Consider the following 16848-nt stretch of genomic DNA (forward strand, 5'->3'; position numbering starts at 1 on the left):
GACCGCTGACGCAAAAACATCTAGCGTCAGCGGTCCGCCGCCCGGCCCATTGTGCATCGTGCATTATTCATTGTGCATTCATCAAGGAATAGGCATCACTTTGCTTTCCTTGAACGTCGACAGGATTACCATCGTCTGGGTGCTGGCGACTTCTTCGATCTCGTTGATGGTTTCGAGCATCAGCTTCTGGTACGACGCGATGTCGTGCGAAATCACTTTCAGCAGGAAGTCGCCCGAGCCGGTGATGTGGTGGCACTCGATAATTTCGGGAATCTCTTCAACACGGGCCACAAACGAATCGGTCACCATCTTTTTGTGGCCAACCAGATTCACCATCACGAAGGTGGTTACGCCCAGCCCTACCTTTTGGCGGTCGAGCTGCGCGTGGTAGCTCTGAATGATACCCGACGTTTCCAGTTTTTTTACTCGTTCAAGCGTAGGCGCTGGCGAGAGGCCAATTTCTTTGGATAGTTGAGCGTTGGTGATTTTTGCGTTCGATTGCAATATGTCCAGGACTTTGCGGTCGATATGGTCTAATTTCATCACTGACAAGGTTTGCCGGTTCTGTACGTCTTTTTAATCCCGCAAAGCTAAGCAGCATCGCCTGTTTATTCTAAAAATATACCGAGATTATGTGTTAAAAGGAAATAAAAGTTTGGTTAACGGCAAATCAGCAACATATTATTGGGATTAGATACGTCTAATTTTTTCCCCAAATTATCGCTTTGACAATTTATTGAACGTGATGGCCCGCTGACTTTTCGACTTAAATCGCGGCGCATTTTCGGCATCGGTCAGTACCGATGTAGCGGCATGCTTGGTTTTACGTCCCTGCACTCGGGCGCGCCACATTCGAAACGACGAGGGCTTCATCTCCCGCCGCATCAACTCGATCGTCTGTTGCTCGGAAAGGCCAAATTGGGCCGTAATAGCATCAAAGGGCGTGCGGTCTTCCCAGGCCATTTCGATAACGCGGTCGATATCGGTTGCTGTCATATAGAGTTAACCATAACGGGGCCGTCAGGTTCACCACAGAGCCACAAAGGTCACGGAGTTTATTATAGCTTCTGTGCTCTCTGTGGCTCTGTGGTGAACCCGACGACCCCGTTATGGTTAGGTACGTTATGAAGATGCGCAAAAAGTCGGAGCTCCCGACCAAAGTATGTCCTGTCTGCAACCGGCCGTTCAGCTGGCGCAAGAAGTGGGAACGCGACTGGGAGCATGTCGTCTATTGTAGTGATCGCTGCCGAGCGGATGCCAAGAGGAGCGCCTAGACTCATCGAAAAAGGCCGGAAGCAATGCTCCCGGCCTTTCCTGCGACACCAATATGAATTGAACTAAAAAGATTGTTAAGAATCGGGCCAGAGCCGATTAGTTGTAATTCGTGTTTTGGGGATCCCAGTTGGTCCAGCCCTGCGTCCAGTTGGTTGTACCAAAGGCGCCACGGAAGGTAACTTTGTCGAAGAATGAATCAGCACCTTTGCCATCCCAGATAGCGCCTGTTAGCAGGGGCGAACCCGTTTGCGGCAGGAAGTTGGGGGTCGTGAGGTTGAACGTGCTGGCATTCAGCAGCAGTGTAGCCACCTGATCCGACGGAATGATGATGTTCGTGTAAGCAGCAGTGCCGAAGAAAGCCTGCGCCTGTGCGTTGGTGATGCCCGTGTTAGCGATGTTGTCGCCCCGGACAGCCGATGTCGACGCCGTGCCTGTGTTGGCCAGCACGATACCCCGCAGCTGTAACGTACCTGCGTTCATGTTAGCCAACGTACCTGTACCACCTGCCGTGCCGTTATCGAGCCGTAATCCTTCGGGATAACCAGCAATCACGGTGTTGAAAATGCTGATGCTGGTGTTACGACGCAGGTGCATACCCGACTGATAGGCCCCGCTACCACCCGACGTGGGTGCTGAGGAGGGCGTACCGCTGAAGGCAAAGTTGCTAACGTTAGCGAAAGTGGGGGCTGTCAAGGGCAGGCCAACATTGGGGTCGGTGGCCGGTTGGCCGGTACCAGCAAAGTTGTCTGACTCGAAGCCGTTTGAACCCGATTGGTCAGCTACGTTTGGATCGCGCAGGGCCACAGCATACTGTACCTTACCTGAGAAACCCCAGTCGGTATCCCAATCGTCGTCGAAGCCACGGTGAGCAACGAGGTACTTGGCGTTGACCGTACCACCAAACCATTCGTAAGAATCATCACCCGAGTATGATACCTGGATGTGGTCGATAGTCGTACCTGAACCCACCCCGTAGAAAGTCAAGCCGTTGATTTCACTTCCGGGATTCAGCGCAATACCGGGGAATTCGATCCGCACATACTGCAACGTACCTGAGTTATCGGCAACATCAGCAAACGTACCAATCTGGCCCGAAATACCCCCTTCGAAGCCGGTAGCTCCTTTCTGGTTGTGTGGCGCTTTACCAATCAGGACGATACCACCCCAGTCGCCGTACTTCCGCTGACCAGCTGGCTTGTTAGAGGTAAACACGATCGGCGCAGTAGCCGTACCTTTTGCGTCAATCTTGGCCCCCTGTTCGATAATTAGGGTACCGCCTTTCTGTTGACCGGTAGGGTCCAGTGTGGCATCGCCACCTTTGATTACCGTACCAGGCTGAATAGTCAGCGTTGCACCAGCTTTCACGTAGGTAAAGCCACGAATCAGATACACGTTGTCAGCCGTCCAGGTTTCGTTGGCCGAAATGTTGCCTGTTTTCTCAATTACTGAACGGGTACCGATCGCGAACGTCTGCGTGCTGGCGACCGTTTGGCCACCTGTCGTTACAGATACGGTACCGGCCTGAGCGTTGGCAGGTACGCGAACAACCAATTGCGTCGATGTAGCAGTGAGCACTTCGGCAACCGCGTTGCCGCCAAACGTTACAGTGTTGCTGGCTGGTGTAGTCCCGAATTGAGTGCCCGTGATCGTAATGGTACTGTTGACGGGGGCCGTTGTGGGGCTAATGCTGGTAATACCCAGCACAGGAGCCGGTTCTTGGTCGTTTTTGCAGGCGGTGAACGCAACACTAAGTCCGAACAGGACGAGCAGGGCGTAGGCCAGTTTGCTTACTACTTGCATGAGAGATGAATTGGTTATAGTAAAAGCGGACCCTTACGGCACGATCACTCGGCGGCCGAAGGTATAGATGGCAGAAAGGGTGTAATAGCTTCCCCGACGCAGCTGACGCCGGTTTTGGTCGGCATTGGCGATCTGCGAGGTCACGTCCTTGCCGATTACACCATCGCGGTTGAAATCTTCGGCCAGGCGCACCGGCTGGTTCAGAATATCCTGGATACCCAGGCGAAGTTCGAAGCGATTGGTAATGTTTTTGGTGACGTTAAGGTCGATCACGTGGCGGGGCATTTCGTAGATCGTGGGTACGTCGACGTTGCCCACGGCGAAGATCCGTTGCCCAAACACGTTGTACAGGATATTACCCTGCCAGCCCGACTTCGGGGCGGCGTAGTAAACACCAGCGTTGATAAGGTACGGCGACTGCCCGGCCAGAGGACGTTCGGCGTCGGTCAGACCACGATATTCCTGGATGGCGCCACCCAAATCAGGGGCTTTCACGACCTCGCCCACATTTACGCGGCTGCGGATCAGCGACAGGTTACCCACCAGGGTCAGGTTTTTCAGGAAAGCGCTGGCCGACTCAGTAAATCCTTTCCGGATTTCAACTTCCACCCCGTAGTTCTGCGCCGACTGCGCATTCATGAAGGTGTATGAGAGCACGTTGGGGTTCAGCAGCAGCAGCGATTCGATAGGATTACGGAAATGCTTGTAGAAGCCCGTCACCGAAATCAGCTCGCCTGAGCTGGGGTAAAACTCCCACTTGGCGTCTACGTTCTGAATCGTCGCCGTTGTCAGCGTCGTGTTACCGCGCACGTTGGCCAGCAGGCTGAAATCGTAGTATTCAAAGGGGGCAATCTCCCGAAACTCCGGCCGGTTGATCGTCGATGAATAGGCCAGGCGAATGTTCGACCGGTCGGTGAGCTTATAGGTCAGGTTGAGCGACGGCAGCGGGCTAAAGATCCGGTTCGACACCAGGCGGGTATCTACACCCACGATGGTAGAGCGCAGGCTCTGATCATTGTATTCGCCCCGGAAACCCAGCGTTAGGTTGGTACGGCTACCCAGATATACATCGCCGCTTACGTAAGCCGAATAATAGCTGTTCAGACCGCGATACGAGTCGACATCGCGAGTAGCATCGCGGAGCGTCAGGCCATTTGAGCCATTCACATTATCGAACGTGAAGGCCGAGCCTATATCTTGGGTACGGGCATTTAGCGCATTTTCACCTACCGAATTATAGCCGTAGAAGCGGGCGCTGAAATCGCGGTTCTTCTGCTCGTAATACACCCCTGCTTTGATACGGTTCGGTTCGCGATCGGTAGGGTTGCCGAACGTATGCTCGTAGTTGGCCACGCCCGAGTACACATACTCGTGAAGGCGAGAGTAAAAGCGGCCCGTTTCGGTTGGCGTCGGGTCAATTGGGGTGGTAATGGTGAACGGGTCCGTAGTGCCAATAGCGCGCAGGTAGCGGGCGCGGCGCCAATCGGGCTCCCAGCGGCCGGTGTAGCCGAATCCACCAATCCAGCTCACTTTGGTGAGTTCGTTAATGGTGTGCTCTCCAGCGAGTTGGCTCGTCAGGATGCTCCGGTTTTCAAACCGTTCCGAATAAGCTAGCACGTCATTGTTGCTGGCGTAGTTCTGCCCCTGCCGTACGATCGTTTCGGTATTACCCAGTTGGTTGAACAGCGTCTTCCATTCCAGGTTGAACAGCGGCGAGATACGCGCCGACCAGTTGTGCAATATACCCAGGCGAGTACCCCGGCTATAGGTAGCGTCGTTGTACTGTTGGGCTGTCGAGTTGGCTACGGCCGAGTTGTCATAAAGGCGCTGATCGACGTTGGCAAACTGATTGGTTTGCGCGTAGTTGATGCTGGTCAGGTTGCTCAGGCGCACATTACCAATGTCGAACCGACGGCCCGTATTCAGGGCAAAGCGGATATCGGGCGATACCGTTGTCTGTTGCAGGCCCCAGTTGTTGGGCAGCAGGCGGGCGTAGGCCGCCCGTTGCAGCGAACTGAGGTTGTTGAACGTACCTGAGTTGGTGGGGAAGCTCGTCGGCAATTGCTGATCAGCGCTCCAGAGCCCCAGTGCGTTGAGCCCGCCCCGGCTGTGCGACTGCACGGATTGGCCCGTTGTATTGTCGCGGTAGCCCAGCGTCAGGCCAACATCGATGAAATTTTGTTCGGGGCGGCGTTTCGTATAAATCTTGATCGCACCACCGCCAAAATCGCCGGGCAATTCGGCCAGGCCAGTTTTGTAAACGATCATCCGATCGATGATGTTGCTCGGTACCAGATCGAACGAAAACGAGCGCGTATCGACTTCGGTTGACGGCGTAATCAAATCATTGACGAGCACGGAGTTGTAGCGGGCGCTCATACCCCGGATCAGCACGAATCGGTTGTCGACGATGCTTACGCCCGGTACGCGGCGGATGGCGGCGGCAGCGTCGCGGTCCTGCGCTTTCTGAATCTGCTGCGCCGATACGCCCACTGCCATGGCTTTGATCTGCTTGATCTCGGCGACTACGGCGATTTCGGTGTTGGTGGTGCGGCCTGCTTTCACGACCACTTCCTGCAACTGCTGATTATCTTCCGACAAATCCGTTTCCAGCACTGTGGCGTTGCCCGACTCGATCCGCACGTTGGGAACCGACTTGGTCTTGTACGATACGTAGCTGATCTGGATGGTGTGGCTGCCAGCTGGTACCTTTGCCAGCTCGAATTGGCCGTTGACGTCGGTGCTGATGCCCATCGGTGTGGGTAGCCCCATAATCTGCACCGTGGCCCCGATGATGGCGTCGTGGGTTTTGCCGTCGCGGATCGTGCCGCGCAGGATGCCTGTTTGCCCGAACACCGTCAGCGACAGGCAGCAGAATGAACTAATCAGTAATAGCTTTTTCATATTGGCGTTAATCCATTATCTGGATGACGCCGCAAAGCTACCGGGGTCATGTTACCCCAATATTACCAGTAGGTTACGGCTAAATTATGATTACACCATTTCTCCAATCATACATAACACACTGTAAATCAATAACTATCCTTGTTTTTAGTCGGCTACACCAATAGACTATGGTGATGTCGTATCTTTACCAAACGAATTAGCTGCCATTCCGCCTGTATGCGTATTATTTGCTCTGTGGGTCTTGTTATGCTGCTGTTGTTGAGCTTGCTGCGCTGCCAACGGCCTACCAAACCCGAACCACCCAAGAAGACGATTACGACTGCCATTCCCGAACCCGTAACGCCGCCCGTCTCGGTGACAGTCGCTGCTATTCAGCCCCGGCCGATCGTGTCGGATACGCTCCTGCTCGAACCACCGATCATCGATTCGTCAGGTACGTTGCCACCGCTCAAGCGCGAGTTCCGGGCCGTCTGGATTGCTACAGTCGATAATATCGACTGGCCGAGCAAGAAAGGGCTACCCGTGGCGGATCAGCAGCGCGAGTTTCTCGAGCTACTTGATATGAGTCAACAAACGGGTCTCAACGCGGTAGTCGTGCAGATTCGGGCGGCGGCCGATGCCTTCTACGCCAAAAGCAGCGAACCGTGGTCGGAGTGGCTGACGGGGCAGCAGGGCCTGGCGCCCGATCCGTTCTACGATCCCATGGAGTTTATGATTCGGGAAGCGCGCGCCCGTAATCTGGAGTTTCACGCCTGGCTCAACCTCGACCGGGCTACGTTCAGCAAAGTGGCTAGTGTGGCGCCTACTAACATCAGCTTTCAGCGTCCCAACTGGATGGTCGAGTACGGTGGCCGCAAGCTTTTTAACCTGGGTCTGCCCGAGGTACGTGCCTATGTGGCCGGTACGGTGGCCAACATCGTTCGGAACTACGACGTCGACGGCATACACTTCGACGACTATTTCTACCCTTACGCCGTAGCGGGCCAAACCTTCGCCGACGACGCGACTTTTCAGCAATTCAACCCCGATGGCCTCAAGAAAGACGATTGGCGGCGGCAGAACATCGACAAGCTCATCCGGCAGATTGGCGACTCCATTCAGGTCACGAAGCCGTGGGTGAAGTTCGGCATCAGCCCGTTTGGCGTCTGGAAAAACCAGAAGAACGACCCACAGGGTTCGCTCACCTACGGCGGGCAGGCCTTTTACGATCTCTACGCCGACATCCGCAAGTGGGCACGCGAAGACTGGGCCGACTATATCGTTCCGCAGATTTATTTCTCAACCAAATTTGACCGGGCCAATTACAAAGTGCTCGTCGACTGGTGGATCAAAAACAAGGGTAACCGACACCTATATATAGGACAGGGGCCATACCGGCTGGGGCGTGGGTCGGAAGCGGGTTGGCTTGAACCCAAGCAGTTGGGCGATCAGTTGCGCCATAACCGCCAATATGCCGATGTACTCGGCAGCGTTTTTTTCAGTGCCAAATCGCTGAAGAATAACCTGCTCGCCTGCCGTGATACGCTGCAAACGCGATTTTACCAGCATCCAGCGCTGGTACCCACCATGCCCTGGCTCGATGATGTGCCGCCGGGTCAGCCGCAAAACGCCAAAGCCGCGCCACTTACCGACGGAATCGAACTGTTTTGGGAAGAACCGGCTCAACCCACCGAGCTCGACCGGGTACGTTATTATGTGGTGTACCGGACGGAAGGCGTGCGTTTACCCCGTACCACCGATCCCCGGCGGATTTTGGCGATCCGCCCCGCAGAACAAGGTACGCGCCTGATCGACCGCTCGGCTGACCCGAAAAAGCGGTACACCTACACGATCACAGCCTTCGACCGCTTGCACAACGAAAGTGCCGCTACCTCAGTCGTGTACCGGGCTGGCGTGAATTGATCCCAGAACAATACACAGCAGTGCACTGACCACGTTGACGTTTGGTCAGTGCACTGCTGTGTACAGGCTTACTATATCGGGAGTACCTATTCGATCTGCTAGTCAAAATACGTACTATTGCATAAACGACGATTAAATCATGCTCAAGCGCGTCTCCATACAAAACTTTAAAAGCTTGAAAGACGTAACGCTCGATCTACAAAAAGTTAATTTACTGATCGGACCGAACAACTCCGGAAAGACAAATTTCTTGAAGGCTCTGGAGTTCGTAAGAAACTATAACGAAAAAATTATAACAGATATAAATATTCCATTTAAGAAATATAATTTTTCAGATTTAAAAATAGAGCTATTGTTTAGCTCTATGTATCCTGATTTTCTTGAAGACTACAATTTTATTAGTTTTTATTATTCAGCCAAGAGGCATGACCCCTTCCTGCAGTCATTCAAGCAAAATGTAGAAATTAAGCTACATACTTCCAAATCTAAAGACATTAAAAACATAGTATATTCATTGAATGACTCACAGGATATCTTTCCGGATGAATTTGTTTTTAATAGCATGTACGACTATTTGGGAAAAATCAGAATTTACAGACCTGATCCCAATAAGATTATTCAGCCATCAATAGTAGGGTTAGGAGATAACTACATTCTATCAGATGCATCAAACATTATTGCTTTTTTTGACTATATAAGAGATGACCAACCCGAAATATTTTCAAAAATTAAAAGAGATTTAAAGGTCTGTGTACCTGAATTTTCAGAAATAAATTTTCAAAGCATAGTAGCTAACGAAGACCTTATTAAACAGTACGGAGCAGGGACATATAAAAGGCTTGGTTTAACTAACGGTAAACAGAAAGTAAAATACTGGGCGGACGAGTTATCAGAAGGAACCTTATATTTCTTGGCTTTATTGTGCATTATCAACCAGCCTGATCCACCTAAAATCCTTTTGCTAGAAGAACCCGAAAAAGGTATTCACCCTCGCCGGATACGCGAGGTTATGGATTTTATATTCAGGCTAGCGGCTGAGAAAGACATTCAGATCATTCTGACTACACATAATGAACATGTGTTGGATGAGTTTTCGACGCGACCAGAGTCCGTTTTTGTCTTCGATAAAGATGAAGAAGGGGCCACCTATGTACGGAATCTTCAAACTGATATTATAGAACCGACGAATAAGAGGAACGAGGAGCTTGGGTTAGATCCCATTGATCTAACTACAAATCTTAGCGAAAACTGGTTGTATGGCCTCCTAGGTGGCGTACCACCCATTATAGCATGAAACCAACGTTACGGTATACGCTGATCAGCGAAGGTTTTGCCGAATATGAGTTGATACCAGCCTACTTACAATGGATGGCAAGTAGGCATTTACCTAACCGGCAACTTATCAGAACAAGGATACAAATACCTGTTTCCAAGCACCCAAGTATGTCAAAGGTGTTACAGGAAGCAGGTACGTTATGTAATCAGTCCTTTCTCGATAACCGAGAGCCCTGCGATTTCTGCATTGTCGGCATTGACTTGGATAAACCAGATCATACGGATGAACAGGAGAAACATGCAGAGCGTATAGAGGAAATAAAAAACCGTATGGGAAAAGTCTAAAAATTATTTGAATCAAAAATTATTCTATACGTACCTATTCAGGCTATTGACTGCTGGGTCAGCTATTTACAACAACAAGTCCCCGCCAACAGCCTCGAATCAATATCGAAAGACGAAACAAAAAAGCGCGTTTATGGCAACAATAAACCTGATCGCCAACGCATTGAATCAGTAGTCCGAGAGGCCGTGAAGAAGCGAGAATTCGACAGGTTGATCAAGTCATCAAGAAGTTTCAAACACTTTCATTTACAAGTAGAAGCAGTTCTACATGCAAATGCCGCTTAACTCTTTACGCAAACGCGCCCATCACTTCTGACACGGGTTTAGCGTCAGGAAAGAAGGAGAGCAGGCGGTTCAGGATGCCTTCAACAACGGCGTCGGGGCAGGAAGCGCCACAGGTAAGCAACACCGTAACGGGGCGCGTGGTCGGCAGGTACGTCTCGGTCACGATTTCCTGCTTTGTGGCCAGATTGAAATGGCGAATCAGCGTATCAGACAGGATTTTATCGGCCGATTCGATGAAGTAGGTGGGGAGTTTCTCTTCGCAAAGCTCCACGATGTGCGACGTGTTCGACGAGTTGTAGCCGCCCGCCACAATTGCCAGGTCGGCTGGGTACGTTAGCAGCGCGTAGGTCGCATCCTGGTTGTCGTTGGTGGCGTAACAAAGCGTATCGCGGGTATTGGCGAAGTGCTCTTCTACACTGGCCGACCCTTCCTCCAGTCCATACTGACGGATCATCACCAGCTTCAGAAAATCAGCAATACCTTGTGTATCAGACGCCAGCATGGTGGTCTGATTCACAACCCCGATCCGACGTAGATCGCGGGTAGGGTCAAATCCGGAGGAATACTGCCCGGCAAATTCGTCGTAAAACTGGTCCGGGCTTCGTTCGCCAGTGATATACAACGCCAGGCGTTGGGCCTGCGCCATGTTTTTTACCACCACCGTCGGGGCCGATTCCTTGCTGTGCGAAAAGGTAGCCCGGGTTTCTTCGTGCGTGGGTTTGCCATGCACCACAATGGTGTAATCCTTCTTGCCGATCTGGCTGGCCTTGTTCCACACCTTCTCTACGAAAGGGCAGGTCGTGTTGTACGTTTCTACGTCGAGGCCAATCAGCGCGAGCTCGCGCTGAGTTTCGAGAGTTGTGCCGAAAGCGGGGATGATCACCACGTCGGCAGGCGTCAGTTCGGCAAACGGAATCAGTTGCCGACCCGACGTATCGAGCAGGAATTGCACACCCCGACTGAGCAAATCGGCGTTGACGTCGGGGTTGTGGATCATCTCGCTCAGGAGAAAAATTCGTTTCCCCGGGTTCTCAGCGATCGCCTTGTAGGCAATCTCGATTGCATTCTCGACGCCGTAGCAGAAACCAAAATGCCGCGCAATCTGAAACCGAACCGGACCGAAGTCGAGCGTCGTCGGCGTAAAATCGCGCTTAAGTTTGTCGCGTTTGCGGCGATACTCCTTCAGCGGCGTAATAATGGTGCTACGGTAATACTCGGGAATGTCGAACGTTTTCATGGGTGACAAAGGTACAGCCCTACCAGCCTATTCGGTCAACATCGGGCACGGGCGCTTCGTTCGGTATCCGATTTACCGCCGAACGTCAAACTTCTTTCGTATCTTGGTAACTCGCCAACAGCGCCCATAACAACCTGACTGTATTCTCTGAATGAGACGATCGTTTACGCTTTCTTTTGTCCTGGCTGCCACCTTTGGGTCGGTCGCTTTTCTACCGCTTAACCCGCTTCGGCCCTCGCTGGAAAAGGTATTCGAACGCATCAACCAGGAGGTGATGCAACATGGGCAGGCCTACGAAACCCTCGCCGACGCCTCGACCCGGATCGGCCACCGCCTGACGGGTAGCCCCAACGGTGCCAAAGCCGAAGAGTACGCTTTCAACCTGCTCCGCTCGTATGGGTTCAAAGACGTGCGTTACGATTCGTTTGAGGTGGAATCGTGGATGCGCGACACCTGCACGCTGTCGATTGTCCCTAACAAATCAGACAATTACCGCGACGTGCGGGTGGTCTCGCTGGCGCACTCACCCGTGGATGCGCACGTTCGGGGCGAAATCATCGACGTAGGCAATGGGCTGGAAGGCGATTTTGCGGCGCTGAAAGATCAGATCAAAGGAAAAATCGCACTGGTCAACATCGGGCTGTCGAACCCGACGAAAGGCGCCCGCAACCTGCACCGTTCCGAAAAAACGGCCCTCGCCATTCAGCATGGCGCCAAGGGGGTAATCATGGTGAATCTGGTTCCGGGCAACGTGCTGCTCACCGGCACAGCCTCGGTAACGGGCAAGCTGATTCCGGTGCCGGCGGTCTGTATTTCCTACGAAAGCGGGCAGGCGCTGCGCAAATGGATGACCGAAGAGCAAAACGACCACCTCAACGCCCAGATCGACATGACCAACGCGAGCCGGAAGATCAAGGCGCGCAACGTGGTGGCGACGCTCCCCGGCTCGAAATACCCGAACGAGAAAATCGTGATCGGCGGCCACCTCGACTCGTGGGATCTGGCCACGGGGGCGATCGACAACGGCATCGGTTCGTTTTCGGTGATGGACATTGCCCGAACGTTTAAAGCGCTGAAACTGAAGCCCGCCCGCACGATTGAGTTTGTCTTGTTTATGGGCGAAGAACAAGGGTTGCTTGGCTCACGGGCGATGGCCGAAGCCTACAAAAAAGCGGGCAAACTCGATCAGGTACGTTATGTGCTGAACCTCGACATGACCAACAACCCGGTTGGGTTCAATGCGTTTGGCCGGGAAGAGATCATTCCACTGCTGAAAACGGTAGGCGAAGCGATCCAGAAAACGGATGCTAATTTTGCCAATACGCTGACCAATCAGGCAGGCCTTCACTCTGATCATCAGCCGTTTATGATTGAGGGCGTACCCGTGATCGGTATGAATGGCAACCTGGCTCGCGAGGTGCTCGACTGCTACCACGCCAACTGCGACCGCATCAATCTGGTCGACAAGGCACAACTCACCAACACCGTTCGGTACAGCGCTATGCTGCTCTACGCCCTCGCCGACGCCAGCGACATCCCGACCCGCCGCTTCGACGATACCCGCACCCGCGATTACCTCATCGCACAGGGCCTTCGTACACCCCTCCAGATTGCCAACGAGTGGCGCTGGAAGGAGTAGAGTTAATGAATGATGTATAGTGTAGAATGAATAATGGGCTGGCGCGCCTTACTCTTGCGCCAGCCCATTATTCATTCTACACTATACATCATTCATTCAATTCCCACCCGGCATACCCGATAGCTGGAAGCTGGCGATTTTCCAATTGTTGCCGACTTTCACGCAAGTGGCGATAAAGACCACATTGGCGTTGAAATTGGTGCCCTGCAAAGCCCCTTTGAACTTAGAGTCGCCCGTAACGATCGCCGTATTTCCGTTATAGGTACGGCTGCGTATGTTGTTGGCGGGCATAGTTTCGGTCACCAAATAAGCGCCGCTCAAGGCCTGACTCAGCAAATCTCGGTCGGCCGTTTGCCCATCGAAACTGGTGATCGTGAAATCGTCGGTAGTGATGGCAGTTAGGGCAGCGGCATCTTCCGCCTCAATTGCTTTACAAAAAGCCGTCGCCAGACCAGCTGGTTCAGCAGCAGTCGTCTGAGCAAACGCACCGGCAGTGGTCAGCAACGTACCCACCAGAAATAGCATTTTTTTCATAAAAAAAGAGATGCATTTGATTTCTGGTAAAAGTCGGCAGTCGCCCGGTCATTTCCAACGCGCATTGGCCCGGCGGCCCAATGGTTAACAGAGACTTTACACCGGATCACCTGCGCCGCTAAACCAGCCCTTCCCGCAGCAAATCGTGCAGGTGCACAAACCCAATCAATTGATTGGGCGGTGTAGCCACCAGTACCTGTGTGATGTTGCGCGCCTGCATCACCTCCAGAGCGGCCACCGCATAGTCGTCGGGCGAAACGCAGACGGGATTCACCGTCATGATGTCGCGCGCGCAGAGGTGGTGGTAATTATCGTGCTGACTTACCATACGCCGCACGTCGCCGTCCGTGATAATGCCCAGCAACGTACCTGACGCGATGGCCGCCTGCGCTTCGGTTGCACCCGGCACATCAAGCACGGCCGCCGCGCCCAGCCGCCCCGCCGACATGGTCATCATCGTATCGTGAATACTGGTATGTGGCAGCACATACGGGCACTGATTGTTCGGAAACAAATCGCTCACTTTCAGATACAGCTTTTTCCCAAGCGCGCCACCGGGATGATACCGGGCAAAATCCTGCCGGGTGAAGCCGCGGGCCGTAAGCAGCGCAATAGCCAGCGCATCACCAAGAGCCATCGCCACCGTCGTGCTCGTTGTCGGGGCCAGATTGAGCGGGTCGGCTTCGCGGTCGGCGGGAGCCAGCAACACAAAATCGGCCTGTTTGGCCAGGTACGAATCCGGTTCTCCCACCAGCGCGATCAGTTTGGCACCCGTGCGGTGAATGAGCGGCACCAGTACTTTGATTTCGGCCGTGTTGCCGCTTTTCGAAATGGCCATCACCATATCGGTCGCCTGCACCATGCCCAAATCGCCATGAATGGCATCGGCCGCGTGCATAAACAGGGCGGGTGTACCGGTCGAATTGAGCGTTGCTACGATCTTTTGCCCGATGAGTGCGCTCTTGCCCACGCCCGTAATCACCACCCGCCCGGTCAGCCGACGAATCGTCTCGACACACTGCTCGAATGACTCACCGATGTGGGCGGTGGCGGCGCGAATGGCCTCAGCCTCGGCCAGCATAACATCGCGGGCAATGGATTGCCAATTTTTTGTTAGTTTCAATCTCAAGAACTGCTTTGATACGGGTAATGGGTTGTAAATTCGCTTTACCCGTAGAAGTAAACACCGATACGTCTTACTTTATCAGCGTATTGTTAAAGTTAACTAAGTAGTACCTCTACAGGGTTTGTCTATTTGTTGCTTTGCCAACAAACTGCTTCATCGACAAACAAACCTAGTAGGGATTCGCAAAGATAGAAACGCACACAAGCTCCAACCACCTTCCTTAAGTAGCGTACCATGATGCAAATTGACCAGTCTATCCAGACAACATTGAAGGAGCGGCTGAAAGAAATTTTTGGATTCAGCCAATTTCGGGGCGACCAGGAAACGATTATTCACAATATCCTGGCAGGCAAAAACACCTTTGTCATCATGCCCACCGGGGCAGGCAAATCCCTTTGTTATCAGCTACCCGCTATCGCTTCAGAAGGTACCGCCATCGTGATCTCGCCGCTGATTGCCCTGATGAAGAATCAGGTCGATCAACTAAACGCCTTTGGTATCAACGCGCAATTTCTGAACTCGACGCTCTCGAAAACCGAGATGACCAAGGTAAAGAAAGATACGCTCAACGGCACCCTCAAGCTCCTCTACATTGCGCCTGAATCGCTGACGAAAGAGGAGAACCTCGACTTCTTGAAGAAGGCAGTCATCTCGTTTGTTGCCATCGACGAAGCGCACTGTATTTCGGAATGGGGGCACGATTTCCGGCCGGAATACCGCAAAATCAGGGGCATCGTCGACAACATCGGGCACCACTCGGGCCGCATGGGCCTGCCCGTTATTGCGCTCACGGCTACGGCCACGCCCAAGGTGCAGCAGGATATTCAGAAGAACCTGAATATGGAAGATGCCGACGTGTTCAAGACGTCGTTCAACCGCAAAAACCTGTATTACGAGATCAAGCCGAAAGTCGATGCCAAGAAAGCGCTGATCAAATACGTCAAGCACAACAAAGGTAAATCGGGCATTGTGTATTGCCTGAGCCGCAAAACCGCCGAAGACATTGCCGAACTGCTGCGGGTCAACGACGTGCGGGCACTCCCCTACCACGCCGGCCTCGACCCACAGACCCGTATTGCCAATCAGGATGCGTTTCTGAACGAGGAAGTCGACGTTGTGTGCGCTACCATCGCCTTTGGAATGGGTATCGATAAGCCCGATGTTCGGTTTGTGATTCACTACGATGCCCCCAAATCGCTCGAAGGCTATTACCAGGAAACAGGCCGGGCGGGCCGCGACGGGCTCGAAGGCAACTGCATTATGTTCTACAGCTACGACGACATTGTGAAGCTGGAGAAATTCAATAAAGACAAGCCTGTTACCGAGCGCGACAACGCCAAGCATCTCTTGCAGGAGATGGTTTCCTATGCCAACCTTGGTGTGTGTCGCCGTCGACAACTGCTGGGCTACTTTGGCGAATACATGGAGAAGGATTGTGGTTTCTGCGACAACTGCCTGAAACCCACGCCCAAGTTTAAAGCGCAGGCCGAAATTATTCTGGCATTGCAAACGGTGTTGCAGACCGATCAGCGCTTCGATGTGAGTCACCTCGCCGACGTGCTAACGGCTACTGATAACCAATACATTACTAGCTACGAGCACGACAAACTCGAGCTCTATGGCAAGGGTAAGTCGTTTAGCGAAGATTGCAACGTCTGGTGCTCGCTCATCAAGCAGATCACGATTCTGGGCTTTCTTGAGAAAGACGTCGACAACTACGGGGTGCTGCGCGTCACGCAGAAGGGCATGAATTACATCGAGGATCCCTACCCCGTGATGCTCTCGACCGACCACGACTACGAACAGGCCGAAGCCGACGCCAAAGAAGAAGACAGCAACGAAGCCACAGCAGGCAACGGTGGCAATGCCTACGACGAAGAACTGCTGGGGCTGCTGAAGGCGCTGCGGAAGAAAGTTGCCAAGGAGAAAAACCTGCCTCCTTACGTGATCTTCCAGGATCCTTCGATGGAGGAGATGGCGACAACGTACCCAACCACGCGCGAAGAAATGGCGCAGATCAACGGGGTGGGTATGGGCAAGGTGCAGAAATTCGGCAAGCCGTTTATCGACCTGATCACCAAATACGTTGAAGAAAACGACATCGAAACGGCCAAAGACGTCGTTGTAAAGTCGACCGTCAACAAGTCGAAGATCAAAATCTACATTATTCAGCAGATCGACCGGAAAATCGACCTCGACGAAATCGCCGAAGCCAAAGACCTGACGCTCGTTGATCTGGTTGAAGAAATCGAGCACATCTGCTACTCGGGTACGCGGCTAAACCTCGATTATTACATCGATCAGATTATCGACGAAGACCGGCAGGACGAGATTTTCGAGTATTTCATGCGGGCCGAAACAGACAATATTGCCGTTGCCATGCAGCAATTCCAGGGCGACGATTTTACCGAGCAGGAACTCCGCCTCATGCGGATCAAATTCCTGTCAGAAGTAGCCAATTAAAGTCGTTTGATGTTTGCTGTTTGTCGTTTGACGTTGTTCCACACCCATACATGACTTGGT

The 16848-nt window shown here is 52.8% G+C and carries 13 protein-coding genes; 6 read left to right on the plus strand and 7 right to left on the minus strand.

All coding sequences use genetic code 11. From position 1 onward, the window contains the following. Positions 1–81: 81 nt before the first annotated feature. Complete coding sequence (locus tag ACAW74_RS26685; protein WP_370701320.1) at positions 82–543, minus strand: Lrp/AsnC family transcriptional regulator; 462 nt, start codon at positions 541–543, stop codon at positions 82–84. A 174-nt stretch (positions 544–717) separates the two neighbouring features. Next, a complete protein-coding gene (locus ACAW74_RS26690; RefSeq protein WP_370701321.1) occupies positions 718–996 on the minus strand; it encodes a TIGR03643 family protein in 279 nt (92 codons plus the stop codon). 134 nt (positions 997–1130) lie between these two features. Between ACAW74_RS26690 and ACAW74_RS26695 the strand changes: the two genes are divergently transcribed. Next, complete coding sequence (locus ACAW74_RS26695; RefSeq protein WP_370701478.1) at positions 1131–1274, plus strand: DUF2256 domain-containing protein; 144 nt, start codon at positions 1131–1133, stop codon at positions 1272–1274. Positions 1275–1371: 97 nt separating this feature from the next. Here ACAW74_RS26695 and ACAW74_RS26700 read toward each other — a convergent pair whose 3' ends face one another. Together ACAW74_RS26700 and ACAW74_RS26705 are read right to left on the minus strand one after the other, a co-directional pair. Next, a complete protein-coding gene (locus ACAW74_RS26700) occupies positions 1372–3075 on the minus strand; it encodes an IPT/TIG domain-containing protein (RefSeq protein ID WP_370701322.1) in 1704 nt (567 codons plus the stop codon). A 33-nt stretch (positions 3076–3108) separates the two neighbouring features. After that, positions 3109–5979, minus strand: a complete 2871-nt coding sequence (locus ACAW74_RS26705; protein ID WP_370701323.1) for a TonB-dependent receptor — start codon at positions 5977–5979, stop codon at positions 3109–3111. A 219-nt stretch (positions 5980–6198) separates the two neighbouring features. Between ACAW74_RS26705 and ACAW74_RS26710 the strand changes: the two genes are divergently transcribed. The 3 genes from ACAW74_RS26710 to ACAW74_RS26720 all read left to right on the plus strand — a co-directional run bounded on the left by ACAW74_RS26710 (position 6199) and on the right by ACAW74_RS26720 (position 9504). Beyond that, positions 6199–7884 carry a glycoside hydrolase family 10-like protein gene (locus ACAW74_RS26710; RefSeq protein WP_370701324.1) on the plus strand — a complete coding sequence of 562 codons (1686 nt, stop codon included), beginning with the start codon at positions 6199–6201 and terminating at the stop codon, positions 7882–7884. Between the two features lie 139 nt (positions 7885–8023). Continuing rightward, on the plus strand, positions 8024–9178 hold the full coding sequence (locus ACAW74_RS26715; protein ID WP_370701325.1) for an AAA family ATPase: 1155 nt from the start codon (positions 8024–8026) through the stop codon (positions 9176–9178). Further along, positions 9175–9504 carry a hypothetical protein gene (locus ACAW74_RS26720; protein WP_370701326.1) on the plus strand — a complete coding sequence of 110 codons (330 nt, stop codon included), beginning with the start codon at positions 9175–9177 and terminating at the stop codon, positions 9502–9504. The genes ACAW74_RS26715 and ACAW74_RS26720 overlap by 4 nt, the downstream gene beginning before the upstream one ends. Before the next feature lie 289 nt (positions 9505–9793). Here the strand turns inward: ACAW74_RS26720 and ACAW74_RS26725 are convergent, their stop codons facing one another. After that, positions 9794–11026, minus strand: a complete 1233-nt coding sequence (locus ACAW74_RS26725) for a 4-hydroxy-3-methylbut-2-enyl diphosphate reductase (protein ID WP_370701327.1) — start codon at positions 11024–11026, stop codon at positions 9794–9796. Positions 11027–11177: 151 nt separating this feature from the next. On the opposite strand from ACAW74_RS26725, the gene ACAW74_RS26730 reads away from it, so the two are divergent. Then, positions 11178–12665 carry a M20/M25/M40 family metallo-hydrolase gene (locus ACAW74_RS26730; RefSeq protein ID WP_370701328.1) on the plus strand — a complete coding sequence of 496 codons (1488 nt, stop codon included), beginning with the start codon at positions 11178–11180 and terminating at the stop codon, positions 12663–12665. A 96-nt stretch (positions 12666–12761) separates the two neighbouring features. Here the strand turns inward: ACAW74_RS26730 and ACAW74_RS26735 are convergent, their stop codons facing one another. Further along, the gene (locus tag ACAW74_RS26735) at positions 12762–13199 is read right to left on the minus strand and encodes a nuclear transport factor 2 family protein (RefSeq protein ID WP_370701329.1); all 438 of its coding nucleotides are present in this window, start codon (positions 13197–13199) and stop codon (positions 12762–12764) included. Positions 13200–13317: 118 nt separating this feature from the next. After that, on the minus strand, positions 13318–14322 hold the full coding sequence (locus ACAW74_RS26740; RefSeq protein WP_370701330.1) for a KpsF/GutQ family sugar-phosphate isomerase: 1005 nt from the start codon (positions 14320–14322) through the stop codon (positions 13318–13320). 237 nt (positions 14323–14559) lie between these two features. On the opposite strand from ACAW74_RS26740, the gene recQ reads away from it, so the two are divergent. Continuing rightward, positions 14560–16788, plus strand: a complete 2229-nt coding sequence (gene recQ / locus ACAW74_RS26745; protein ID WP_370701331.1) for a DNA helicase RecQ — start codon at positions 14560–14562, stop codon at positions 16786–16788. Positions 16789–16848: the final 60 nt, after the last annotated feature.

The sequence above is a fragment of the Fibrella musci genome, from assembly GCF_041321105.1.
Lineage (GTDB): Bacteria > Bacteroidota > Bacteroidia > Cytophagales > Spirosomataceae > Fibrella > Fibrella musci.

Excerpts from the sequence above, each read along its gene's own strand:
- ACAW74_RS26690 (WP_370701321.1), bottom strand. The coding sequence starts at position 996 with ATGACAGCAACCGATATCGACCGCGTTATCGAAATGGCCTGGGAAGAC.
- ACAW74_RS26705 (WP_370701323.1), bottom strand. The coding sequence starts at position 5,979 with ATGAAAAAGCTATTACTGATTAGTTCATTCTGCTGCCTGTCGCTGACG.
- ACAW74_RS26695 (WP_370701478.1), top strand. The coding sequence starts at position 1,131 with ATGCGCAAAAAGTCGGAGCTCCCGACCAAAGTATGTCCTGTCTGCAAC.
- ACAW74_RS26725 (WP_370701327.1), bottom strand. The coding sequence starts at position 11,026 with ATGAAAACGTTCGACATTCCCGAGTATTACCGTAGCACCATTATTACG.
- ACAW74_RS26700 (WP_370701322.1), bottom strand. The coding sequence starts at position 3,075 with ATGCAAGTAGTAAGCAAACTGGCCTACGCCCTGCTCGTCCTGTTCGGA.
- ACAW74_RS26685 (WP_370701320.1), bottom strand. The coding sequence starts at position 543 with ATGAAATTAGACCATATCGACCGCAAAGTCCTGGACATATTGCAATCG.
- ACAW74_RS26735 (WP_370701329.1), bottom strand. The coding sequence starts at position 13,199 with ATGAAAAAAATGCTATTTCTGGTGGGTACGTTGCTGACCACTGCCGGT.
- ACAW74_RS26710 (WP_370701324.1), top strand. The coding sequence starts at position 6,199 with ATGCGTATTATTTGCTCTGTGGGTCTTGTTATGCTGCTGTTGTTGAGC.
- recQ (WP_370701331.1), top strand. The coding sequence starts at position 14,560 with ATGATGCAAATTGACCAGTCTATCCAGACAACATTGAAGGAGCGGCTG.
- ACAW74_RS26720 (WP_370701326.1), top strand. The coding sequence starts at position 9,175 with ATGAAACCAACGTTACGGTATACGCTGATCAGCGAAGGTTTTGCCGAA.
- ACAW74_RS26715 (WP_370701325.1), top strand. The coding sequence starts at position 8,024 with ATGCTCAAGCGCGTCTCCATACAAAACTTTAAAAGCTTGAAAGACGTA.
- ACAW74_RS26730 (WP_370701328.1), top strand. The coding sequence starts at position 11,178 with ATGAGACGATCGTTTACGCTTTCTTTTGTCCTGGCTGCCACCTTTGGG.